The 24,679-nt window shown below is 62.0% G+C and carries 17 protein-coding genes; 11 read left to right on the forward strand and 6 right to left on the reverse strand.

The genetic code is table 11. From position 1 onward, the window contains the following. Positions 1-120: 120 nt before the first annotated feature. The 11 genes from FS767_RS15085 (at position 121) to FS767_RS15140 (ending at position 17,167) form a co-directional block, all read left to right on the forward strand. Positions 121-297, forward strand: coding sequence for a hypothetical protein (locus FS767_RS15085; protein WP_003250005.1), 177 nt, complete (start codon positions 121-123; stop codon positions 295-297). Beyond that, positions 281-3,256, forward strand: coding sequence for a sensor histidine kinase (locus FS767_RS15090; protein WP_178102742.1), 2,976 nt, complete (start codon positions 281-283; stop codon positions 3,254-3,256). Before FS767_RS15085 ends, FS767_RS15090 begins: the two co-directional genes overlap by 17 nt. Before the next feature lie 4 nt (positions 3,257-3,260). After that, a complete protein-coding gene (locus FS767_RS15095; RefSeq protein ID WP_144966577.1) occupies positions 3,261-4,700 on the forward strand; it encodes a sigma-54 dependent transcriptional regulator in 1,440 nt (479 codons plus the stop codon). Between the two features lie 752 nt (positions 4,701-5,452). Next, on the forward strand, positions 5,453-6,835 hold the full coding sequence (locus tag FS767_RS15105) for a polynucleotide adenylyltransferase PcnB (protein WP_144966579.1): 1,383 nt from the start codon (positions 5,453-5,455) through the stop codon (positions 6,833-6,835). Next, complete coding sequence (folK, locus tag FS767_RS15110) at positions 6,832-7,311, forward strand: 2-amino-4-hydroxy-6-hydroxymethyldihydropteridine diphosphokinase (RefSeq protein WP_144966581.1); 480 nt, start codon at positions 6,832-6,834, stop codon at positions 7,309-7,311. The genes FS767_RS15105 and folK overlap by 4 nt, the downstream gene beginning before the upstream one ends. Before the next feature lie 250 nt (positions 7,312-7,561). Continuing rightward, positions 7,562-8,362: a 3-methyl-2-oxobutanoate hydroxymethyltransferase gene (gene panB / locus FS767_RS15115; protein ID WP_144966583.1), complete on the forward strand. Its 801-nt coding sequence runs from the start codon at positions 7,562-7,564 to the stop codon at positions 8,360-8,362. Then, positions 8,359-9,222 (forward strand): pantoate--beta-alanine ligase, encoded by an 864-nt coding sequence (panC, locus tag FS767_RS15120; protein WP_144966585.1) that lies wholly within the window; start codon positions 8,359-8,361, stop codon positions 9,220-9,222. Before panB ends, panC begins: the two co-directional genes overlap by 4 nt. Positions 9,223-9,365: 143 nt before the next feature. After that, the gene (pgi, locus tag FS767_RS15125; protein WP_144966587.1) at positions 9,366-11,030 is read left to right on the forward strand and encodes a glucose-6-phosphate isomerase; all 1,665 of its coding nucleotides are present in this window, start codon (positions 9,366-9,368) and stop codon (positions 11,028-11,030) included. 276 nt (positions 11,031-11,306) lie between these two features. Then, the gene (acs, locus tag FS767_RS15130; RefSeq protein ID WP_144966588.1) at positions 11,307-13,241 is read left to right on the forward strand and encodes an acetate--CoA ligase; all 1,935 of its coding nucleotides are present in this window, start codon (positions 11,307-11,309) and stop codon (positions 13,239-13,241) included. 41 nt (positions 13,242-13,282) lie between these two features. Beyond that, a complete protein-coding gene (locus FS767_RS15135) occupies positions 13,283-14,152 on the forward strand; it encodes an oxygenase MpaB family protein (RefSeq protein ID WP_144966590.1) in 870 nt (289 codons plus the stop codon). 78 nt (positions 14,153-14,230) lie between these two features. Beyond that, positions 14,231-17,167 (forward strand): DUF748 domain-containing protein, encoded by a 2,937-nt coding sequence (locus FS767_RS15140; protein WP_144966592.1) that lies wholly within the window; start codon positions 14,231-14,233, stop codon positions 17,165-17,167. A gap of 121 nt (positions 17,168-17,288) precedes the next feature. Here FS767_RS15140 and FS767_RS15145 read toward each other — a convergent pair whose 3' ends face one another. From FS767_RS15145 to infB, 6 genes are all read right to left on the reverse strand, one after another. Then, on the reverse strand, positions 17,289-17,642 hold the full coding sequence (locus tag FS767_RS15145; RefSeq protein WP_144966594.1) for a BON domain-containing protein: 354 nt from the start codon (positions 17,640-17,642) through the stop codon (positions 17,289-17,291). A gap of 294 nt (positions 17,643-17,936) precedes the next feature. Continuing rightward, positions 17,937-20,042, reverse strand: a complete 2,106-nt coding sequence (pnp, locus tag FS767_RS15150; RefSeq protein ID WP_023533183.1) for a polyribonucleotide nucleotidyltransferase — start codon at positions 20,040-20,042, stop codon at positions 17,937-17,939. Between the two features lie 249 nt (positions 20,043-20,291). Further along, the gene (gene rpsO / locus FS767_RS15155; protein ID WP_023533188.1) at positions 20,292-20,561 is read right to left on the reverse strand and encodes a 30S ribosomal protein S15; all 270 of its coding nucleotides are present in this window, start codon (positions 20,559-20,561) and stop codon (positions 20,292-20,294) included. A gap of 150 nt (positions 20,562-20,711) precedes the next feature. Further along, entirely contained in the window at positions 20,712-21,629 is a 918-nt protein-coding gene (gene truB / locus FS767_RS15160; RefSeq protein WP_027915407.1) for a tRNA pseudouridine(55) synthase TruB, read from the reverse strand. A gap of 3 nt (positions 21,630-21,632) precedes the next feature. Then, a complete protein-coding gene (rbfA, locus tag FS767_RS15165) occupies positions 21,633-22,031 on the reverse strand; it encodes a 30S ribosome-binding factor RbfA (protein ID WP_012274243.1) in 399 nt (132 codons plus the stop codon). Positions 22,032-22,145: 114 nt separating this feature from the next. Further along, a complete protein-coding gene (infB, locus tag FS767_RS15170; protein ID WP_144966596.1) occupies positions 22,146-24,674 on the reverse strand; it encodes a translation initiation factor IF-2 in 2,529 nt (842 codons plus the stop codon). Between the last annotated feature and the right edge of the window lie 5 nt (positions 24,675-24,679).

Here is a 24,679-nt window from a genome sequence, read left to right on the forward strand (position 1 = left end):
GAATCAAAAGGCCATGAAATTCAAACCCTTGGCCAACGCTGCCGATTCCCGCTAGCATCCGCCACGCCATATGCGCCAATAATAGATCCACACCCGCAGCGCCCAACCGTCGAGGCCCGCATGTACATCTATCGTTTGGTCCTGCTTCTGGTCGTGGGGATCTACCTGTTCTCCCCGGCCATCATGGACTGGTGGATCGAGCCCACCGGAGCCTGGTACCGCCCGTACCTGCTCTGGCTCATCCTGATCGTCGTCACTTTCATCCTGCAGAGCCAACGAGATGCCGATGAGCTTTAGCCTGACCCAGATGATCCTGATCAGTGCCGGCTACCTGCTGGTGCTGTTCGGCGTGGCCTGGGTCAGCGAACGCGGCTTGATACCGCGCTCGATCATCCGCCACCCCCTGACCTACACCTTGTCGCTGGGGGTGTATGCCAGCGCCTGGGCGTTCTACGGATCGGTGGGGCTGGCCTACCAGTACGGCTATGGCTTCCTGGCCTGTTACCTGGGGGTTTCAGGGGCATTCCTGTTGGCGCCGGTGTTGCTGTATCCGATCCTTAAAATCACCCGTACCTACCAGTTATCGTCCCTGGCCGACCTGCTGGCCTTCCGCTTTCGCAGCACCTGGGCCGGGGCGCTGACCACGGTGATCATGCTGATCGGGGTATTGCCGCTGCTTGCTCTGCAGATCCAGGCCGTGGCCGATTCCATCAGCATCCTCACCGGGGAGCCGGTCAAGGCCCGGGTAGCGTTCGCTTTCTGTGCCCTTATCATCCTGTTCACCATCTTCTTCGGCTCAAGGCACATCGCCACCCGTGAGAAGCACGAGGGGCTGGTCTTCGCCATCGCCTTCGAGTCGGTGATCAAGCTCATCTCCCTGGGTGGCATCGGCCTTTATGCGCTGTATGGCGTTTTCGGCGGGCCCCATGGCCTGGAGGTCTGGCTGCTGCAGAACCAGACGGCGCTGGCAGCCCTGCACACGCCTTTGCAGGAGGGCCCGTGGCGCACCTTGCTGCTGGTGTTCTTCGCCTCTGCGATCGTCATGCCGCACATGTACCACATGGCATTCACCGAAAACCTCAACCCGCGTTCGCTGGTCAGCGCCAGCTGGGGGCTGCCGCTGTTTCTGCTGCTGATGAGCCTGGCCGTGCCCCTGGTGCTATGGGCCGGCTTGCGCCTGGGCGCCAGTACCAACCCGGAATACTTCACCCTGGGGCTGGGCATCGCGGCCAACAACCAGGCCTTGGCCCTGCTGGCCTATGTCGGGGGGCTTTCGGCAGCCAGCGGGCTGATCATCGTGACCACCCTCGCCCTCTCGGGCATGGCGCTCAACCACCTGGTCCTGCCCCTGTACCAGCCGCCTGCCGAGGGCAACATCTACCGCTGGCTGAAGTGGACGCGCCGGGCCTTGATCGTGGCCATTATCACCGCCGGTTTCATGTTCTACCTCACCCAGAGCAACCACCAGAGCCTGGCCAACCTGGGCATCGTCGCGTTCGTGGCCACCTTGCAGTTCCTGCCGGGGGTCCTGTCAGTGCTGTACTGGCCCACGGCGAATCGGCGGGGGTTCATTGCCGGCCTGGTGGCGGGCACCCTGGTGTGGATGGGCACCATGCTGCTGCCACTTCTGGGTAACCTGCAGGGTTTCTACATCCCCTTGCTGGACATGATCTACGTGCTGGACGACACCAGTTGGCACATGGCAGCCATTGCATCGCTGGCCGCCAACGTGCTGCTGTTCACCTTGATCTCGCTGTTCACCAATGCCAGCAACGAAGAGGTGGCCGCCGCCGAAGCCTGCGCCGTCGACAACGTCCGCCGCCCCCAGCGCCGCGAACTGCATGCGGCCTCGCCGCAGGAGTTCGCCACCCAACTGGCCAAGCCACTGGGCGCCAAGGCCGCGCAGAAGGAAGTGGAGCAAGCCCTGCGCGATCTGTACCTGCCCTTCGACGAGCGGCGCCCCTACGCCCTGCGTCGGCTGCGCGACCGCATCGAGGCCAACCTTTCCGGCCTGATGGGCCCAAGCGTGGCCCAGGACATGGTGGAGACCTTCCTGCCCTACAAGTCGGGCAATGAAAACTATGTGACTGAAGACATCCACTTCATCGAAAGCCGGCTGGAGGACTACCACTCGCGCCTGACCGGCCTGGCTGCCGAACTCGACGCGTTGCGCCGCTATCACCGCCAGACGCTTCAGGAGCTGCCGATGGGGGTATGCTCCCTGGCCAAGGACCAGGAAATCCTCATGTGGAACAAGGCCATGGAAGAGCTGACCGGCATTGCTGCCAAGCACGTGGTCGGTTCGCGCCTGATCACCATTGCCGAACCCTGGCGTGGCCTGCTGCAAGGCTTCATCAATGTGCCGGATGAACACTTGCACAAACAGCGCCTGGCCCTGGACGGCCAGCCGCGCTGGCTGAACCTGCACAAGGCCGCCATCGACGAACCGCTGGCCCCAGGCAACAGTGGCCTGGTGCTGCTGGTGGAAGACCTGACCGAAACCCAGGCCCTTGAAGAGAAGCTGGTGCACTCTGAACGCCTGGCGAGCATCGGCCGCCTGGCGGCGGGTGTGGCCCACGAGATCGGCAACCCGATCACCGGCATCGCCTGCCTTGCGCAGAACCTGCGCGAGGAGCGCGAAGGCGATGGAGAAATCATCGAGCTGTCCAGCCAGATCCTCGAACAGACCAAGCGGGTGTCGCGCATCGTGCAATCGCTGATGAGCTTCGCCCACGCAGGCGGCAGCCATCAGAACAGCGAAGAGCCCGTGTGCCTGGCAGAAGTGGCCCAGGATGCCATTGGCCTGCTGGCCTTGAATCGGCGCAACTTCGACGTGCAGTTCTTCAACCTGTGCGACCCCGACCACTGGGCAGAGGGTGACCCGCAACGCCTGGCCCAGGTGCTGATCAATCTGCTGTCCAACGCGCGGGACGCGTCTCCACCCGGCAGCGCGATTCGCGTGCGCACCGTGGGCTGCGAGCACACGGTCGACCTGATCGTGGAGGACGAGGGCAGCGGCATTCCGAAGAACATCATGGATCGCCTGTTCGAACCCTTCTTCACCACCAAGGACCCTGGCGAGGGAACCGGGCTGGGCCTTGCGCTGGTCTATTCCATCGTGGAGGAGCATTATGGACAAATCACCATCGACAGCCCGGCCGATATCGAACGGCAACGTGGCACCCGGATCCGCGTGACCCTGCCCCGGCATGTCGTAGCGACGTCCCCTGAAAATCGAGACCGTCGAGAGAATTGAATCAATGCCGCATATTCTGATCGTCGAAGACGAAACCATCATCCGCTCGGCCCTGCGACGCCTGCTCGAACGGAACCAGTACCAGGTCAGCGAAGCCGGCTCGGTGCAGGAAGCACAGGAACGCTTCAGCATTGCGACCTTCGACCTGATCGTCAGCGACCTGCGCCTGCCCGGTGCCCCCGGTACCGAGCTGATCAAGCTCGGCGAGGGTAGGCCGGTGCTGATCATGACCAGCTACGCAAGCCTGCGCTCGGCCGTGGACTCGATGAAAATGGGTGCGGTCGACTACATCGCCAAACCGTTCGATCATGATGAAATGCTCCAGGCCGTTGCGCGCATCCTGCGTGATCGGCCAAGCGCGCCACCTGCAGCCCCTGAGCCACGCCTGGCCTCCGCCAAGGCTGCCCCGGCGGACAAAGGCAACGCACCGGCGACCAATGGGGATATCGGCATCATCGGTTCCTGCGCCCCCATGCAGGACATGTTCAGCAAGATCCGCAAGGTCGCCCCTACCGACTCCAATGTGCTGATCCAGGGTGAGTCAGGTACCGGCAAGGAACTGGTCGCCCGTGCGCTGCACAACCTGTCGCGACGGGCCAAGGCACCGATGATCTCGGTCAACTGCGCAGCGATTCCCGAGACGCTCATCGAGTCCGAGCTGTTCGGTCATGAAAAGGGCGCCTTTACCGGAGCCAGCGCAGGTCGGGCTGGGCTGGTGGAGGCCGCTGACGGCGGCACTCTGTTCCTCGACGAGATCGGCGAACTCCCGCTCGAAGCCCAGGCGCGCCTGTTGCGCGTGCTTCAGGAAGGCGAGATTCGGCGGGTGGGTTCGGTGCAGTCGCAAAAGGTCGACGTGCGCCTGATCGCGGCCACTCACCGGGACCTGAAAAACCTGGCCAAGGCCGGTCAGTTCCGTGAAGACTTGTACTACCGCTTGCATGTGATCGCGCTGAAGCTACCTGCCCTGCGCGAGCGCGGCAGCGATGTGAACGAAATTGCCAGTGCCTTCCTGGCCCGCCAGTGCGCGCGGATCGGGCGTGACGACCTGCACTTCTCACCCGAGGCAGAGCAGGCCATTCGTCATTACAGCTGGCCCGGCAACGTGCGAGAACTGGAAAATGCCGTGGAACGCGCAGTCATCCTGAGTGAAAGCCCGGAAATTTCGGCGGAGCTGTTGGGCATCGACATCGAGCTCAGCGATCTGGACGAGGACGAGCTGCTCGACAGTGAGCTGACCGTCGCCAGTGCCGCCACGGCCAGTCATGAGCCGACCGAAGATTTGTCGCTGGAGGACTACTTCCAGCATTTCGTGCTCGAGCACCAGGACCACATGACCGAGACCGAGCTGGCACGCAAGCTGGGCGTCAGTCGCAAGTGCCTTTGGGAGCGCAGGCAGCGCCTGGGCATTCCACGCCGCAAAAGCAACGCCACCAGCGAGAACTGATTCGACCGGGCAGGAGGCGTCTCCTGCCCGTCTTCGGTCACCCTGCAGGGTTCTTACCCGTAACGGGGCCTCAGACTGATTCCCCCGCATCCCCCCGCCGCAAAAATCTGTTACCTGCCTGCAGGTGCGTAACAGTTGCCGAGGTAAACGGTAACGAAAAGCACGCCGCGCACTTGGCATGCTCACCTGCAAAAATAGCCAAACCCCCGGATTTGCTGGGCCAGCCAAAGTTGGCACGCCTTCTGCTATATGCTTAGTACAAAAACAATAACAAGCACTGCAACCCACAATAAGAACAAGACGAAACGACTCACGCACAATAAGAACAAGACGGCGGAGGCGCAGCTAACTGATTCTTTTGGAGAGGATGCATGTTTGGGGCTTGCCCCACACCCAGGCAGAGAACAACAAAAACTGCACTATAAAGCAGCACCTGAACTGGATGGATCTACGATCAACGTGACATCAGCGGCCAAAGCAATCCGTTTGCTCTTTACCCCTGGCTTGGGGGTCGTCCACAAGCTTCACGCTTAGTGGCAGGGCACTCAACAAAAACAAGAAGCCCGCAAAAAAAAACAATAAGAGCACACGCAACGACTTCTTGGGGAGCTTAGGCTCCCCTTGTCGTTTCTGCCTTTGGGCAGGCATTCTGCGACCGCCTACACCATCCCGCGAGTAAATGCTAGAATCCCCGCCCATCATGCGGCCATTCTCATATTCTTGGCCGAACATTCCTTCAAACAGTGCATCCCATGCTGAAGAAGCTGTTCCAGTCGTTCCGCCCGCCCGTACCGGGCCAGCACCACCGGCGCACCACGCCCGAGGTGATCAACAAAAGCCAGCATTCGCTGCAGCGCCACCAGTTTAGCCGCCATGCGGTGAACATCGTCGAGCGCCTGCAGAGCGCCGGTTACCAGGCTTATCTGGTCGGTGGCTGTGTCCGCGACCTGATGCTGGGCATCACGCCGAAAGATTTCGACGTGGCCACCAGCGCCACCCCCGAACAGGTGCGTGCCGAGTTCCGTAACGCGCGTATTATCGGCCGCCGCTTCAAGCTGGTTCACGTGCATTTTGGCCGTGAGATCATTGAAGTCGCCACCTTCCGTGCCCCTCACTCCGAGGACGATCAGGGCGACAGCCACCGCTCGTCCCACAATGCCAGCGGGCGAATCCTGCGCGACAACGTGTATGGCACCTTGGAAGAAGACGCGCAGCGCCGCGACTTCACCATCAACGCGCTGTACTACGATCCGGTGAGCGAGCGCATTCTCGATTACGCCAACGGCGTGCACGATGTGCGCAATCGCCTGTTGCGCCTGATCGGCGATCCTACCCATCGCTATCAGGAAGACCCAGTGCGCATGCTGCGTGCGGTTCGTTTCGCAGCCAAGCTCGACTTCGGTATCGAAAAGCACACCGTCCAGCCGATTCGCGAACTGGCACCGCTGCTGCGTGAAATACCGCCGGCGCGGCTGTTCGAAGAGAGCCTGAAGCTGTTCTTGTCGGGCCAGGGCGCCATGGCGTTCGAAATGCTGGTCGACCTGCAGCTGTTCGAACCCTTGTTCCCCGCCAGTGCCCAGGCGCTGGAGGACCGCCCCACCTATACCTACACGCTGATCAGCCAGGCGTTGAGCAATACGGACCTGCGCGTCAAGCAAGGCAAGCCGGTAACGCCTGCCTTCATGTTCGCAGCCCTGCTGTGGCCTGCCCTGCCAGCGCGCGTTCTGCACCTGCAGAACCAAGGGGTGCCGCCGATTCCGGCCATGAATGGTGCAGCCCATGACCTGATCGCCGAGCAGTGCGCACGCATTGCCATTCCCAAGCGCTTCACCCTGCCGATCCGCGAGATCTGGGACATGCAGGAACGCCTGCCGCGCCGCAGCGGTAAACGCGCCGACATGCTGCTGGACAACCCACGCTTCCGTGCCGGTTACGATTTCCTGCTGCTGCGCGAAAGCGCTGGCGAAGAAACCGATGACCTTGGCCAGTGGTGGACCGAGTATCAGGAAGCCAATGACAGCGAGCGCCGCGACATGATCCGCGACCTGGGCAGCCGTGATGAAGGCGGTGCGTCCCGCAAGCGCAAGCGCAGCAACAGCAAGCGCAAGCGCGGTGGTGAAGAGGCCTTCGAGTGAGCATCCGCGTGTACGTCGGCCTGGGCAGCAATCTGGATGCCCCGGCCGAGCAGTTGCGCAGCGCGCTGGACGCACTCGATCAGGTCCAGGCGACGCGTCTGGTGGCCGCTTCGGCGCTGTACACCAGCGATTCGCTACTGCCGGGCCAGCCCCGCTACACCAATGCCGTCGCCGCGCTCGACAGCGCCTTGGCGCCCCTTGACCTGCTCGATGCCTTGCAGGCCATCGAAAACGACCAGGGCCGAGTGCGCAAGGAACGCTGGGGGCCGCGTACCCTCGACCTGGACATTCTGCTGTACGGCGACCAGGTGCTGGACCTGCCGCGCCTGCAGGTACCGCACTATCACATGCATGCCAGGCCCTTCGTGCTCTATCCGCTGGCCGAACTGGTACCTGAAGACTTCCGGCTTGCCGATGGCCGCCAATTGTCCCAACTGCTCGCCGCCTGCCCATACATTGGCCTCGAACGCCTGTAACCGGCCGTTCGTTAGGGCAGTAACGCCAGTAACACCCTCATCGTAACAATGCGGTAACAGGGTGATTGACTTCCCTCATTTCGCTCACGACTATAGGCGACCCGCGTGGCACCCCCGTGTTGCGCACCCCTATCGAGGCCCGGACGGACCTGTGCCAGAACATCACGCGCGATGATGTGCCGCTGCGGAAGATGACTACTCAGGTTGCATGCAGTCGTTTCCCCTGGCGCCAGAATGAGGAACTCTCTACATGCCTGAAGTAACCCTTTCCACCCTCAATGGCCTGAAGGCCAAGGGTGAAAAAATCGCCATGCTGACCTGCTATGACGCGACGTTCGCCAAGACAGCCAGCCAGGCCGGCGTCGACGTCCTGCTGGTGGGCGACTCCTTGGGCATGGTCTTGCAAGGCCATGACAGCACCTTGCCGGTCACCACGGCAGACATGGCCTACCATACCGCCTCGGTCAAGCGCGGCAATCACGGCGCAATGATTCTCGCCGACCTGCCGTTCATGGCCCACGCCACGCCTGAATCAGCCTTCGCCAACAGCGCGGCGCTGATGCAGGCAGGCGCCCACATGGTCAAGATCGAAGGTGCAGCTTGGCTGGCCGAGACCATCCGGCTGCTGGCCGAGCGTGGCGTGCCTGTCTGCGCCCACCTGGGCTTGACGCCTCAGACCGTAAATGTGCTCGGCGGCTATAAGGTACAAGGTCGCCTGGAGGCACAAGCCCGGCAGATGCAGGCCGATGCCATCGCGCTTGAAGCCGCAGGCGCTGCCATGCTGCTGCTCGAATGCGTGCCCAGCGAGCTGGCCGCAGCGATCACCCAGGCCGTGCGCATCCCGGTCATCGGCATCGGTGCCGGCAGCGCCACCGATGGCCAGGTATTGGTGCTGCATGACATGCTCGGCCTGTCCCTTAGCGGCCGGGTACCCAAGTTCGTGAAAAACTTCATGGACGGCCAGCCTGACATCGCCAGCGCCCTCGCCGCTTATGTCCAGGCCGTCAAGCAAGTCACGTTCCCCGCCAGTGAACACGGGTTCAGCGCATGAATACAGTCAAGACCGTGCGGGAGCTGCGCGCCGCCGTAGCCCGCGCCCGCAGCGAAGGCAAGCGCATCGGCTTCGTGCCCACCATGGGCAACCTGCACAGTGGCCATGCGGCCCTGGTGGTCAAGGCTGCGCAATGCGCCGACTTCGTGGTTGCCAGCATCTTCGTCAACCCGCTGCAGTTCGGGGCCAATGAAGACCTGGACAAATACCCCCGCACGTTGGCAGCCGACCAGCAACTGCTGGTCGAATCGGGCTGCAACCTGCTGTTTGCCCCTGCCGTGGACGAAATGTACCCGGACGGGATGAGCGTGCAGACGCGGGTCAGCGTGCCCAACCTGTCAGAAGGGTTGTGCGGCGCCAGTCGGCCAGGGCACTTCGAAGGCGTGTCCACCGTGGTCAGCAAGCTGTTCAACATGGTGCAGCCTGATCTCGCGGTCTTCGGCGAAAAGGACTATCAGCAGCTGGCAGTCATTCGCGCCATGGTGCGCGACCTGAACATGCCCATCCAGGTGATGGGGCTGCCTACAGTGCGCGCCGCAGACGGCTTGGCACTGTCATCGCGCAACGGCTACCTCACCGCCGAGCAGCGGGCAACGGCGCCTGTGCTGTATCGCGTGCTCCAGACGATGGCAGCTGCCATCGCCCGTGGCCAAAAGGACTTCGCCGCGCTGGTGGCCGACGGCCAGGCCCAATTGAGCGCAGCCGGTCTGCGCCCCGATTACCTGGAAGTACGGCATGCCCTGACCCTGCGCCCGGCCATGGTCGATGACCGAGACCTGATGGTCATCGCGGCGGCTTACCTGGGCAATACCCGCCTGATCGACAACCTGTACGTGCAGGTGCAGGACAAGACGGCCTGAACGGCCTGGGGTGCCTAGGCACCCCATCTACTTTTGCGCCCCCCATTCCCAGCGCCGGGCCTTTGCCTATAATGATGCCAGCCTGAACCCGGCAATGACTGCCGTGTCCAACGCATCACCACGGACCAAGGGACCCCCGCGCAATGGCGTATTACCGTACCCCCCACGATGTCACGGCTCTACCCGCCTGGCAGGCGCTCAAGCAGCACCGCGATGCCATGCAAGGCTTCAGCATGCGAGAAGCTTTCGCCGCCGATCCTCAGCGCTTCGAACAATTCTCCCTGAGCTCCTGTGGCCTGTTCCTGGATTATTCCAAGAACCTGATCACCGAACAGACACGTGACCTGCTGGTGAACCTGGCCGACGAAGTGGGCCTCAAGGACGCCATCACTTCGATGTTCAACGGCGAGATCATCAACGCCTCCGAAGGCCGGCCGGTGCTACACACCGCCCTGCGCCGCCCGGTGGGTGACAAGCTCAGCGTCAACGGCGTGAACGTCATGCCCGAAGTGCACAAGGTGCTCAACCAGATCACCGAGCTGGTCGGCCGCATTCATGATGGCCTGTGGCGTGGCTACAGCGAAAAGCCCATCACCGACGTGGTCAACATTGGCATCGGTGGCTCGTTCCTAGGCCCGGAACTGGTATCCGAAGCATTGATGCCTTACGCCCAGCGCGGTGTACGCTGCCATTACCTGGCGAACATCGACGGTAGCGAGTTCCACGAACTGTCGGCCAGCCTGCGCGCCGAAACCACCCTGTTCATCGTCTCGTCCAAGTCGTTCAACACCCTCGAGACCCTGAAGAACGCAATGGCCGCGCGTACCTGGTACCTGGCCCAGGGCGGCTCGGAAGCCGAGCTGTACCGCCACTTCATCGCCGTTTCCAGCAACAAGGCCGCCGCCGTGGCGTTTGGCATCCGCGAAGAGAACATCTTCCCGATGTGGGACTGGGTCGGTGGGCGCTATTCGCTGTGGTCCGCCATCGGCCTGCCCATTGCGCTGGCCATCGGTACCGCCAACTTCAAGGAACTGCTCTCCGGTGCCTACACCATGGACCAGCATTTCCAGAGCGCGCCGTTCGAGAAGAACATGCCCGTGCTGCTGGCGCTGCTGGGTGTGTGGTACGGCAATTTCTGGGGTGCCAGCAGCCATGCGATCCTGCCGTACGACCACTACCTGCGCAACATCACCAAGCACCTGCAACAGCTGGACATGGAGTCCAACGGCAAGAGCGTGCTGCAGGACGGCACCCCGGTGAAAACCGAGACCGGCCCTGTGATCTGGGGCGGTGTGGGCTGCAACGGCCAGCATGCCTATCACCAGTTGCTGCACCAGGGCACGCAGCTGATCCCGGCCGACTTCATCGTGCCGGTCGTCAGCTTCAACCCGGTAGCCGACCATCACCAATGGCTGTACGCCAACTGCCTGTCCCAGAGCCAGGCGCTGATGCTGGGCAAGACGCGAGAAGAAGCCGAGACCGAACTGCGTGCCAAGGGCATGAGCGAAGCCGATGTGCAGAAGCTTGCCCCGCACAAGGTCATCCCCGGCAATCGCCCGAGCAACACCTTGGTGGTCGAGCGTATCAGCCCACGCCGGCTGGGTGCCCTGGTGGCCATGTATGAGCACAAGGTGTTCGTGCAGAGCGTGGTCTGGGGTATCAATGCCTTCGACCAATGGGGTGTGGAACTGGGCAAGGAACTGGGCAAGGGCGTGTACCAGCGTCTTGTAGGCAGCCAGGAAGAGGTGGCCGAGGACGGCTCTACCCAAGGCCTGATCAATTACTTCCGCGGCCGCCATCGCGGCTGATCAGACCTCTACCTGGCAGGGCTTGTGCTCGCCAGGCAAGGCATCAAGAGATGCGCCGCAGCTTCTGCAATTCGCCCCCTGGGCAATTGCCGGGGCTGCTGCGCAGCGCCCATCGCACGTGGGCCAAGCCTCTACAGCAGGCCAGTCGACGGCTTCATAGCCCCTATCGACCGTACCCGCCCAATCGCCGAACCGGGGGAACACCCCTCCCCGCAAAACTGTCCTACCCATTAGCCGTTGCCGTCCCTCGCCCCTCACAAGAGCAGGACCACCGCCATGTTCGATATTCGAAAATACCCGCACGCCCTCGCCGTCAGCCAGGCGGCAGCCCTGTCCCAGGACGACTACCACCGCCTGTACCGCCAGTCGGTCGAAGACCCGGACACCTTCTGGGCCGCTCAAGCGCAGCGCCTGACCTGGATGAGGCCTTGGTCACAGGTTCAACAATCGGACCTGCGCACCGGCCAGGCCCGCTGGTTCGACGGGGGCCAACTGAACGTCAGCTACAACTGCATCGATCGCCACTTGGCCACGCGCGCCGAGCAGACCGCCCTGCTATGGGAAGGCGACGACCCCAGCGACACCCAGGCCATCAGCTACCGTGAACTGCACCGCCAGGTGTGTCGCCTGGCCAATGTATTGAAGTCGCGAGGCGTGGCCAAAGGTGACCGGGTGTGCATCTACATGCCGATGATCCCCGAAGCCGCCTTCGCCATGCTCGCTTGCGCGCGCATAGGCGCTGTTCACTCCGTGGTGTTCGGTGGTTTTTCCCCGGACGCGCTGCGTGACCGTATCCTGGACGCCGACTGCCGTACCGTCATCACCGCTGACGAAGGCGTACGCGGCGGTAAACGAATCGCCCTCAAGCAGAATGTCGACAAGGCGTTGGCCAGTTGCCCGGCCGTCAGTACCGTCGTGGTAGTGCGGCGAACCGGGGGTGATGTCGCCTGGGACGACAGTCGCGACCTCTGGTACCACCACGCCATCGAGCAGGTCGACGAAGCCTGCCCACCCGAACCCATGGAGGCAGAGGCACCTCTGTTCATCCTCTACACCTCCGGTAGCACCGGCAAACCCAAAGGCGTGCTGCACACCACGGCCGGGTACTTGCTGCAAGCGGCCATGACATTCGATGTGGTGTTCGACTACCGGGAGGGGGAAATCTTCTGGTGCACCGCCGACGTCGGCTGGGTCACCGGCCACAGCTACATCGTGTATGGCCCCTTGGCCAATGGCGCCATCTCGCTGATGTTCGAAGGCGTGCCCAACTACCCCGACAGCTCGCGGTTCTGGCAAGTCGTGGACAAGCATCAGGTCAACATCTTCTACACCGCACCCACCGCCCTGCGCGCCCTGATGCGCGAAGGGGATGCGCCCCTGCAAAGTACCTCCCGTGCAAGCCTGCGCTTGCTGGGCAGCGTGGGTGAACCGATCAACCCGGAAGCCTGGCACTGGTATTTCAATGAGGTCGGACAGCGCCGCTGCCCCATCGTCGATACCTGGTGGCAGACCGAGACCGGCGGCATCATGCTCACGCCACTGCCCGGCACCCAGACCCTCAAGCCTGGCTGTGCCACCCAACCCATGTTCGGCGTGCAGCCGGTGCTGCTCGACGACAAGGGCCAGATCATCGAGGGTCCAGGGGCTGGGCTGCTGGCGATCAAGGCCAGCTGGCCTGGGCAGATTCGCACTGTCCATGGCGATCACCAACGTATGGTCGACACCTACTTCAAACCCATGCCCGGCTACTACTTCACCGGGGACGGCGCCAGGCGCGATGCCGACGGGCATTACTGGATCACTGGGCGCGTGGACGATGTGATCAACGTGTCCGGGCATCGCATTGGCACGGCGGAGGTCGAAAGCGCCCTGGTGCTTCACGACAGCGTGGCCGAGGCAGCCGTGGTGGGCTACCCCCACGATCTCAAGGGCCAGGGCGTATATGCCTTCGTGACCACCATGAACGGTGTCCGCCCCGATGAAGATCTCAAGGCCCAGCTGTTGGCGCTGGTCAGCAAGGAGATAGGCAGCTTCGCCAAGCCCGAGCTACTGCAATGGGCGCCGGCTTTGCCCAAGACACGGTCGGGCAAGATCATGCGGCGTATACTGCGCAAGATCGCCTGCAACGAGCTCGACAGCCTGGGCGATACCTCCACCCTGGCCGACCCGGGCGTCGTCCAAGGGTTGATCGACACTCGCCTGAACCGATAACCGGCAGCCGCTTCCCAGGCTGCCTAGCCCTGCAGGTCACCATGGAAGCGCTTCGCCGTCGTATCGAAAAACAAGCCATGAGCCTCACCGGCCTGGCGTTGGGCCAGCTCGACCTGGAGTCGCCCAAAGGCGACCCTGGCCTGTTCGGGCCCAACAGCATCAGTTGGCGCGTGCACGGTGACTTCCCTAGCATGCTGGTCGGCGGCATCAGCGCGCTGATGCTGCAGTTGCTCCACCCGCTGGCACTCGCCGGGGTCTGGGACCACTCCAACTTTCGCCATGACCTGATCGGACGCCTGCGGCGCACCAGCCAGTTCATTTCAGGGACCACGTTCGGCGCGACAGAAGATGCGCACTGGTTGATCGAAAAAGTGCGTCGGATCCACCTGCAAGTCGAAGGCACGGCGCCGGATGGCCGCCCGTACGCAGCCAGCGACCCCCACCTGCTGACTTGGGTGCATGTGGCCGAGGTCAGCAGCTTTCTGGCCGCTCACCTGCGCTACCGCAACCCCCGCTTGTCCCTGGCCGACCAGGACGCCTACTACCAGGAAATCGCCCTGATCGCCGAGCGTCTGGGCGCCCAGGACGTGCCCCGCTCGCGCCGTGAGGTCGCACACTACCTGCATGAGATGCGCCCACAGCTGAGCTGCGACGCCCGCAGCCAGGAAGTCATCGGTATTCTGCTCAACGCCCCGGCGCCCAGCCGGCTGGCAAAACCCGTGGGCAAGCTGATGCTGCACGCCGGTATCGAGCTACTGCCCCAGTGGGCACAACAGCAGCTTGGCCTCGAACAGGGCCATTGGCAAAAACGGTTGATCCGCCTGGGCGTGCATGGCACCGCCCCAGTATTGCGCTGGGCCATGCGCGACGGCTCTGCGCACAGGGCCAGGCGCCGCATGGGCATCGAATAAGCACAGGACGCCCCTCAGCGGAACTGATTTAACGTGCCATACTCAAAGGCATCCCGCCCCGGACAGACGAAGCGATTCATGTACAAAGGACTGACTCGCGCCATCGGCGCATTGCTGGCGTTGCTCGCCCTGTACAGCCTGCTTGGCTTTCTCATTCTTCCGGGCCTGGCATTGCGTATCGCCAACCAGCAGCTTGCCCACTACGCCACGGTGCCGGCCCACCTGCAACGGGCCGAGTTCAACCCCTTCAGCCTTGAATTGACCTTGTGGGGCCTGCAGATCGGTGAGCCCGGCAAAGAGCAGGTCGGTTTCGAAAAACTGTACGCCAACCTCTCGCTGGACAGCCTGTGGACCGGCGCGCTGCACCTTGATGCCCTCGAGCTGGTCAAACCGCGCACCGAAGTGTTGTTCGCCAAAGATGGCACCCTTAACCTCACGCGCCTTTTCCAACTGCCCGCCAGCGAAAGCGAGCCCGATACACCCCCAGGCGATCCTTTCCCGCTGCGTATCGGCAGCATCAAGCTCGAGCAGGGTTTTGTGCGTTTCGAAGACCTGCGTCCCAGCGAGCCGATCGAGTTTCTCTATGACAACCTTGGCCTGGAGCTGAAGAACCTCAGCACCCTTGCCAACGACAATGCCGACATGACCATGGTGGCCAATGGTCCCAACGGTGGACGCATCGACTGGCAGGGCACGTTGAGCCTGGCGCCTATCGCGTCCGAAGGCACGCTCAAGGTCAGTGACAGCAAGATGAAGCTGTTCTGGCCCTACGTGCGCGATGCCCTGCCCTTGGTGCTGGAAGACGGCAAGCTCAGCCTGAGCACGCATTATCGGCTCAACCTGGCAGACAAGACCGAACTGCGTTTGGAAAAGGCGTCGGTGCGGGTTGCGCCCTTTGCCATCAAGGCCCCGGACGGTCGCCCGTTGGCAAGGCTTGCCAATCTGGAGTTGAGTGATGCCTCCGTCGATCTGGTCAAGCAACAGGTAACGGTCGGCAAAGTGCGCAGTGAAAAGCTCGAAACCTGGGCGGCGCTGGAGAAGAACGGTCAGCTCGATTGGCAGGTGCTGTTTGCCGGCAAGCCTGGCAAGCCAACGCCAGCAGAAAAGGCCGAGCCGCCCACCGCAGGGCCTGCGGCGGCACCGCAGACGCCAGCGGCCCCGAGCAAGCCCTGGCAGGTGCTACTCAACGATGTCCAGCTCAGGAACTACCGCGTGCACCTGGCAGACCGCACGCAAAAAGAGCCGGTCACCCTGGACGTAGGCCCCTTGAACGCTGACTTGAAGGGCTTCGATAGCCTCAACCAGAAGCCCTTCACGGTCAAGTTCGACACCGGCATCGGCAAGCAAGGCACCCTGCAAGGGCAGGGCCAGGTCAACCTGGCGCCGGTGTGGGCCAAGCTGGATGTCGGTACCCGGGACATCGACCTGCGGTTGGCGCAAGCCTACATCAACCCCTACATTCTGTTGGAGCTGCGCAGCGGCATGCTCGACAGCGACCTGAAGGTGGACCTGAAAAGCGCATCGCCGCTGGCCTTGACGGTGAGCGGCAAGGCCCAGGTGAATCAGTTGCACACCCTCGACACCATCAAGAGCCGGGACTTCGTCAAATGGCAGCAGGTCAACCTCGATGGCCTGACGTATGTGCATGGCGATGCCCTGTCGATCGACAAGGTGACGCTGCAACAGCCCTATGCACGCTTCATCATCAATGAAGACCGTACCACCAACATCAATGACCTGTTGATTCCACAGCCAACCGATGCGCCTGCCAAGGCTCAGTCCCAGCCTGCAAGCGCCACCGAGGAAAAGCCACTCGGTGTCCGCATTGGCCAGATCGTGATCAAGGACGGTTCGGCCAACTTCGCCGACCTGTCGCTCACGCCCAATTTCGCCACGGCCGTGCAACAGCTCAACGGCCAGGTCGGCACCATCGATAACCGCAAGCCCCTCCCTGCCCCAGTGGATGTGCAAGGCAAGGTCGACCGGTACGCGCCCGTCACCATCAAAGGTGGCCTCAACCCATTCGACCCGCTCGCGAGCCTGGACATCGCCGCCGTGTTCAAACGCGTCGAATTGACCACCCTGACGCCCTACTCGGGCAAGTTTGCCGGCTACCGCATCCGCAAAGGCCGGCTAAACCTGGACCTGCATTACCTGATTACCAAGGGCCAACTCAAAGCTGAAAACAAGGTGGTCGTTGAGCAGTTGCAGCTTGGGGAGAAGGTAGACAGCCCGGACGCGGTCGATCTGCCGATTCGCCTTGCAGTGGCACTGCTCAAGGATACGCACGGCAAGATTTCAATCGAGTTGCCCGTTGCGGGCGATCTGAACAACCCGCAGTTCAGCGTAATGCCGATCGTGTGGCAAACCTTGCGCAACCTTGTGCTGCGCGCCGCGCAGGCACCGTTCAAGCTTATCGGTGGCCTGGTTGCCGGAGGCGGCGCCGAAGACTTGGGCACCGTCGCTTTCGCCCCTGGGTCCAGCGAGCTGGCAGGCGACGCTCAGGCGTCCTTGGACAAGCTCGCCGAGGGCCTGAGAAAGCGGCCGGAACTGCGCCTGGAAATCGAAGGCACCAGCGCCCAGGCAAGTGACGGCCCCATCCTTGCCCAGCAGCGCCTGGAACGGGAATATCAGGCCACCTGGTACAAGATCCTGCAGCGGCGCGGCGACAAGGTACCGGCCAGTGCGTCCCTGATGGTGGTCGACGAGGCTGACAAGCCAGCGATGCTCGAGGGCATTTATCGCAGCCGCCTCAAGCAGCAGCCCCCTGCCGAATGGGAGCAGCTTGACCGTGACGCGCGCACTGCCAACCTTCGCAACGCCGTGCTCAAATCCTGGGCCGAAAGCACAGCCCTGTTACGCACCCTGGGGCAGGAACGCGCTAGCAGCATCAAGGATTATCTGGTGGACAAGGCCAAGCTCGAGGACGACAGGGTGTACTTCATCGATACCCACCTGGGGCAGCCCGAGAAAGATGGCCGCGTCGTGACGCCGATGCATCTGGATGCCGACTGACTATCAACGGCAGGCTTAGCGAAGCCTGCACGGCCTAATTAGACCGCATACGAAAAAGCCCCGGCACAGGCCGGGGCTTTTGTTGTAGCTAGCCAAATCCATTTGGCCGACAGGACGATCCTTATTCAGCTTTCAGGCCGTCAGCCATTACGCTCTTGACGCCTTTGATTTTCTTGGCAATGGTCACAGCCATTTCTTTTTGCGACTCGGTCACTTTGACGTCCGAGGACAGAGAAACTACGCCGTGGCTGGTTTCTACTTTAATGTCGCTGCCTGGTACGCCTTTCTCGGTCAGCAGATCCGCCTTGACCTTGGTGGTGATCCAGGTGTCAGAGGTTTCTTGCTTGGCGTGTTCAGTGGTGGTGTTGGCAGCCAGCATTACCGGAGCCTGGGTGGCCTGGGCTGCGAAAGCGGCATTGGCCATGGTCAGGGTCAGAGCGGTAGCAGTAGCGGCAGCAATGGCGAACTTCTTCATGTGAGTCACTCCTGTTTTTCGAAAGGTCTGCGCCATGTGTCTGGCGGCAGGTAATTAGCTAGTTGCATGGCCTGTGCCAGGTTTTACGCTTCGCTTGTTTCCTTAAAAATCAAAGACTTACAAATCATCGACCTCTTTACTGCTCGTGCATTCTGCAATCTGCACGATAAACCTGCATGCAAGATGCAAGTCCGTTAAAAGTTCCTGGTCTACTTTTGTATTCATAACGGCAAAGCCCAGAATCGAGCCAAAAAAAAGAGCTCCCGAGGGAGCCCTTTGTGAAGCACTAGGCTATTAGACGCCAGACGCCTTGGCTGCCGCGACGTCCTTGATGGACAGCTTGATACGGCCGCGGTTATCCACGTCCAGTACCAATACTTCGACTTCCTGACCTTCCTTGAGGATGTCGGTGACTTTCTCGACGCGCGCATCGCTCAGCATGGAGATGTGCACCAGGCCATCCTTGCCAGGCAGGATGTTGACGAAGGCGCCGAAGTCGACGATACGCTCGACCTTGCCCACGTAGATCTTGCCAATCTCGGCCTCGGCAGTGATGCCCAGGATGCGCTGCTTGGCTGCATCTGCCGCTTCCTTGGTCTCGCCGAAGATCTTGATCGAGCCGTCGTCTTCGATATCGATCGAAGCCTTGGTCTCTTCGCAGATGGCGCGAATGGTGGCGCCGCCCTTGCCGATCACGTCGCGGATCTTGTCCGAGTCGATCTTCATGGCGATCATGGTCGGCGCGTTGGCCGACAGTTCGGTACGCGACTGGGCAATGATCTGGTTCATCTGGCCGAGGATGTTCAGGCGCGCTTCCAGGGCTTGGCCCAGGGCGATTTCCATGATCTCTTCGGTGATGCCGTTGATCTTGATGTCCATCTGCAGCGCGGTGACGCCCTTGGCGGTACCGGCTACCTTGAAGTCCATGTCGCCGAGGTGGTCTTCGTCACCCAGGATGTCGGTCAGAACGGCAAACTTCTCGCCTTCCTTGACCAGGCCCATGGCGATACCGGCAACCGGTGCTTTCATCGGCACACCGGCATCCATCAGGGCCAGCGAAGCACCGCAGACCGAAGCCATGGAGCTCGAACCGTTGGACTCGGTGATTTCCGAGACGACACGGATGGTGTACGGGAATTCGCTGTCGCTTGGCAGCATCGCCTGCACGCCGCGACGCGCCAAACGACCGTGGCCGATTTCACGACGGCCAGCACCGCCCATGCGACCACACTCACCGACCGAGAACGGTGGGAAGTTGTAGTGCAGCATGAAGGGGTCTTTCTTCTCGCCTTCCAGGGTGTCCAGCAACTGTGCGTCGCGGGCAGTACCGAGGGTGGCAACGACCAGCGCCTGGGTCTCGCCACGGGTGAACAGTGCCGAGCCGTGGGTTTTGGGCAGAACACCGACTTCGATGTTCAGCGGACGCACGGTGCGGGTGTCACGGCCGTCGATGCGCGGCTTGCCGTTCACGATGTTCTCGCGCACGGTGCGGTATTCCAGCTCGCCGAAGATTTCCTTGATCTGGCCAGCGGTCGGGCCGGCTTCTTCGTTGCTCAGGCGGGCAATGGCCTCATCGCGCAGCTGGCCCAGGCGGGTGTAGCGGTCCGCTTTCTGAGTGATGGTGTAGGCCTGCGATACCTGCTCGCCAAACTCGGCACGTACCAGGTTCATCAGCTCGGTGTTGGCGGCAGCAGGCTGCCAGTCCCACGTTGGCTTGCCGGCTTCGGCAGCCAGTTCCTTGACGGCCTGGATGACGGCCTGGAACTCGTCGTGGGCGAACAGCACGGCGCCCAGCATCTGGTCTTCGGTGAGCTCTTTGGCTTCCGATTCAACCATCAACACGGCGGTTTCGGTACCGGCGACGACCATGTCCAGGCTCGAGGCAGCCAGTTGCTCATAAGTCGGGTTCAGCAGGTAGCCGGTGCTTTCGTGGAAGGCAACGCGCGCCGCGCCAATCGGGCCTTCGAATGGAATGCCGGAGATGGCCAAGGCCGCCGAGGTACCGATCATTGCGGCAACATCGGGGTCGGTCTTCTTGCTGGTGGAAACCACGGTGCAGACGACCTGCACTTCGTTCATGAACCCTTCAGGGAACAGCGGACGGATCGGACGGTCGATCAGGCGCGAGGTCAGGGTTTCTTTCTCGGAAGGACGGCCTTCACGCTTGAAGAAACCACCTGGGATCTTGCCGGCAGCGTAGGTCTTTTCCTGGTAGTGAACCGACAGCGGGAAGAAGCCCTTGCCTGGATCAGCTTGCTTGGCACCGACCACGGTCACCAGCACGGTGACGTCGTTGTCGACGGTGACCAGCACGGCGCCGGTGGCCTGACGGGCAATGCGGCCCGTTTCGAGAGTAACGGTCGATTGACCGAACTGGAATGTCTTGATTACCGGGTTCACGGTTTCCTACCTTCTTCAGTGGCTCTTGGGGGAACTGTTTTCTTGCGAATGCTTGGGCAGTGCAGGGAATCGGCCCTGTCTACCGTCCAGATACAACTCGAGGCCGGGAGCCTGGAACCGAGCAAAAAACCGCTCGAATTACCAGGCTGCCAGCCTCGAAGTCATGCGTGGCGTGCCCCCACGACAAGGCTGTAGAACAGCCCTGTCGAAACCAGCGGCACGCCATGCACACCACCAACCAGGCCGCTATTAGCGACGCAGGCCCAGGCGAGCGATCAGCGCGCTGTAACGGGTGGTGTCTTTGCCCTTCAGGTAGTCCAGCAGCTTACGACGCTGGTTGACCATACGAATCAGACCACGACGGGAGTGGTGGTCTTTGTCGTTGGCCTTGAAGTGGCCTTGCAGCTTGTTGATGTTGGCGGTCAGCAGAGCAACCTGTACTTCCGGGCTACCGGTGTCGCCGGCGGCTTGCTGGTGTTCGGCAACGATCTTAGCTTTTTCTTCAACGCTGAGGGCCATGAGGCTTCTCCTGATTAAACGGACCCCGCGAACGGGTTCCAATAGGCCAGGGACTTATCCCTGTATCAATAGAAAGAGGTGTGACCGTGCCTACTGACAGCCACCCTCTGCTCCACGGACCCCGGCAAATGCCTAGGCCCATGGTTTCGGTCATTCCGACCGAATCAATCGACGTGGCGCGATCCGCCCGTCTTCGCTCACTTCACCGATACCGATGAAGCGGGCGTTGTGATCCTGTACACGAACCATGCCGAATTGCGGCGCGTCCGGTGCGCGCACTGCCTGCCCATGCAGCCAGTAGAAGGCGCTATGCTCGGACAGGCTCACCATCGGCCAGTCCTGCAGCCCGCTGTCCGACGGCATGAGGAAGCGATCGAGCGCTTCGTTGCCGCCTTCGGCGTGGGCCTGTTCAAGCTCCTCGAGCGTGACCGTCTGCGCCAGCGCGAAGGGCCCGGCCTGCGTTCTGCGCAGCTCTGCGACATACGCACCACAGCCCAGCACTTCACCGATATCTTCCACCAGGGTACGAATATAGGTGCCTTTGCTGCAGCCGACGCTCAAGCGTGCACGGGTGCCTTCGCACTCGAGCAGTTCAAGACGGCTAATAGTAACAGAACGCGCCTCGCGCTCCACTACCTCTCCTGCACGCGCCAGCTTGTACAACGGCTGACCGTCACGCTTGAGGGCCGAGTACATGGGCGGTATCTGGCTGATCGGGCCACGAAAACCGGGTAGCGCGGCTTCCAGCTCGGCGCGACCAACGGTCACCTCGCGAGTGCGCAGCACCTCGCCCTCGGCGTCGCCGGTGTTGGTCGTCTGGCCCAGCTGCATGACCGTCTCGTAGCCCTTGTCGGAGTCGAGCAGGTACTGCGAAAACTTGGTGGCCTCGCCGAAGCACAGCGGCAAGACACCGGTGGCCAGCGGGTCGAGGCTACCGGTATGACCGGCCTTCTCGGCATTGAGCAACCAGCGCACCTTTTGCAAGGCAGCGTTGGAGGTGAAGCCCAAGGGCTTGTCCAGCAGGATGATGCCGCTGACGTTGCGGCGGATACGTTTGACCTGGGCCACCGATTACTCCTTGGTGCCAGACTCGTCGGCATCCTTGTGCAGGCGGTCTTCAGCCACTGCACGCTCGATCAATGCCGACAGGTGCACGCCACGGCTGACGCTCTCGTCGAAGTGGAAGTGCAATTGCGGCACGCTGCGCAGCTGCATGGAGCGACCCAAGTGCAGACGCAGGAAGCTGGCAGCGCTGTTCAGTGCCTTGAGCGACTGCTGCACGGCATCGGGGGTTTCCTCACCCATCACGGTGATGAACACCTTGGCATGGCCCAGGTCGCGGCTCACATCCACGGCAGTGATGGTGACCAGACCGACACGCGGGTCCTTGACTTCACGACGGATCAGCTCAGCCAGTTCGCGCTGCATCTGATCGCCAATGCGTTGGGTACGGCTATATTCTTTGGCCATTCTTGTTACCTGTAACGTAAAGCGGCAAACGCCCGGTCAGAACGATGCCTGACCGGGCGTTACCTGAAGAGGTGCTGCAAAGCGCCCGCCAAGGCGCTTGCAGCCTGCTCACCCTTAGAGGGTACGAGCCACCTGGACTTTCTCGAACACTTCGATCTTGTCGCCGACCTTGACGTCGTTGTAGCTCTTCACGCCGATACCACACTCCATGCCGTTACGCACTTCGGCGGCATCGTCCTTGAAGCGACGCAGCGATTCCAGCTCGCCCTCGAAGATAACCACGTCGTCGCGCAGTACGCGGATCGGGCGGTTACGGTAGACGGTACCTTCGATGACCATACAGCCAGCGATGGCGCCGAACTTCGGCGAACGGAACACATCACGCACTTCGGCGACGCCCAGGATGTTCTCGCGAACATCGCTGCCGAGCATGCCGGTCAGGGCTTTCTTGACGTCTTCGATGATGTCGTAGATCACGTTGTAGTAACGCATATCCAGACCTTCCTGCTCGACGATCTTGCGCGCACCGGCATCGGCACGCACGTTGAAGCCGAACAGTACTGCGTTCGAAGCCAGCGCCAGGTTGGCATCGCTCTCGGTGATACCACCGACGCCGCCACCAATGACACGAACCTGCACTTCGTCGTTGCCCAGGCCGCCGAGCGAGCCCTGCAGCGCCTCGAGAGAACCGCGCACATCGGTCTTGAGGACGATGTTGAGCGTCTTCTTCTCTTCCTGACCCATGGTCTCGAAGATGTTTTCCAGCTTGCCTGCGTGAGCACGGGCCAGCTTGACCTCGCGATACTTGCCTTGGCGGAACATGGCAACTTCGCGGGCTTTCTTCTCGTCAGCCACTACCGACAGCTCGTCACCGGCTTCCGGCGTGCCGTCCAGGCCAAGGATTTCGACCGGGATGGACGGGCCAGCTTCCTTCACAGGCTTGCCGTTCTCGTCCAGCATGGCGCGAACGCGGCCATAGTTGGAGCCGCACAGCACCATGTCGCCCTGACGCAGCGTACCGTCCTGAACCAGGATGGTAGCGACCGGGCCGCGGCCCTTGTCCAGGCGCGATTCGACGACCACACCGCGCCCTGGGGCGGTCGGCGTAGCAGTCAACTCGAGGATCTCGGCCTGCAGCAGTACCGCTTCGAGCAGTTCGTCCACGCCGGTACCCATCTTGGCCGAAACCTTGACGAATGGCGTGTCACCACCCCAGTCCTCGGAGGTCACGCCTTCGACGGACAGCTCGTTGCGGATGCGATCGAGGTCAGCACCAGGCTTGTCGATCTTGTTGACCGCCACCACCAGCGGTACGCCAGCTGCCTTGGCATGCTGAACGGCTTCGCGGGTTTGTGGCATCACGCCGTCGTCCGCCGCCACCACCAGGATGACGATGTCGGTCGCCTTGGCACCACGGGCACGCATCTGGGTAAACGCAGCGTGGCCTGGGGTGTCGAGGAAGGTGACCATGCCGCGGTCGGTTTCCACGTGGTAGGCACCGATGTGCTGGGTGATACCACCGGCTTCGCCAGCAGCAACCTTGGCACGACGGATGTAGTCGAGCAGCGAGGTCTTACCGTGGTCAACGTGACCCATGACGGTCACGACCGGCGCACGGGACTCGGTCTGGCCTTCGAACTTCAGGGATTCGGCCAGGGAGTCTTCCAGGGCGGAATCGCTGATCAGCGTGACCTTGTGGCCCAGCTCTTCGGCGATCAGCTGTGCGGTTTCCTGATCGAGCACCTGGTTGATGGTCACCGGGGTGCCCATCTTGAACATGAACTTGACCACTTCAGCGCCCTTGACGGACATCTGGTTGGCAAGCTCGGAGACGGTGATGGTCTCGCCGATGGTCACGTCACGGATGACAGGACCAGTCGGGTTCTGGAAGCCGTGCTGGTTACGCTTCTTCAGCTTGCTCTTGCCACCACGACCACGACGAGCGCCATCGCTCTCTTCGTCGGTGGTGCGCGGCGCGGCACGAGGCGTCGGAGCCTTTTCCTTTTCCTTGACCTTGACCTTGATCGACACACGCGGCGCTTCGCCACGACGACGGTCGTCATCACGGGTGCGGCTCTCGTTGCGACGGGTCTCGTCTTTCTTGCGCTCGGCAGCACGGGCGGCAGCGTCTTCCGACGTCGGCGCATTGGCCACTACCGGCGCTGCGGCAGGGGCCGAAGCCTGTTCTGCCTTGGCAGCAGGGGCCGGAGCGGCGGCAGCGGCTTCAGCAGCCTGGCGACGCGCCTGCTCTTCGTTGCGCTGACGTACTTCGGCGTCAACCTTGTCGCGGGCAGCGTTTTCAGCTGCACGGCGCTCTTCGAGCTCACGCTTCTGCTCAGCCTGGATTTCTTCAGGGCTGCGCTGCACGAATACTTTCTTCTTGCGTACTTCTACGCTGATGCTCTTGCTACCGGCGACACGCAGGGTGCTGGTGGTTTTGCGCTGCAAGGTAATCTTGCGCGGTTCTTCCGCCTTGCTCTTGTGGCTGCTCTTCAAATGAGTCAGCAACGTCTGCTTCTCATTGTCGGTCACTACCTGACCGGCGTCGGTGTGCGGCAGACCTGCCTCACGCATCTGCTGCAGCAGGCGCTCTACCGGTGCCTCGACCTCTTGGGCCAGTTCTTTCACCGTGACTTGCGTCATGCACT

The sequence above is a fragment of the Pseudomonas sp. DE0010 genome (genome assembly GCF_007680745.1).
GTDB classification, from domain to species: Bacteria; Pseudomonadota; Gammaproteobacteria; order Pseudomonadales; family Pseudomonadaceae; genus Aquipseudomonas; species Aquipseudomonas parafulva_B.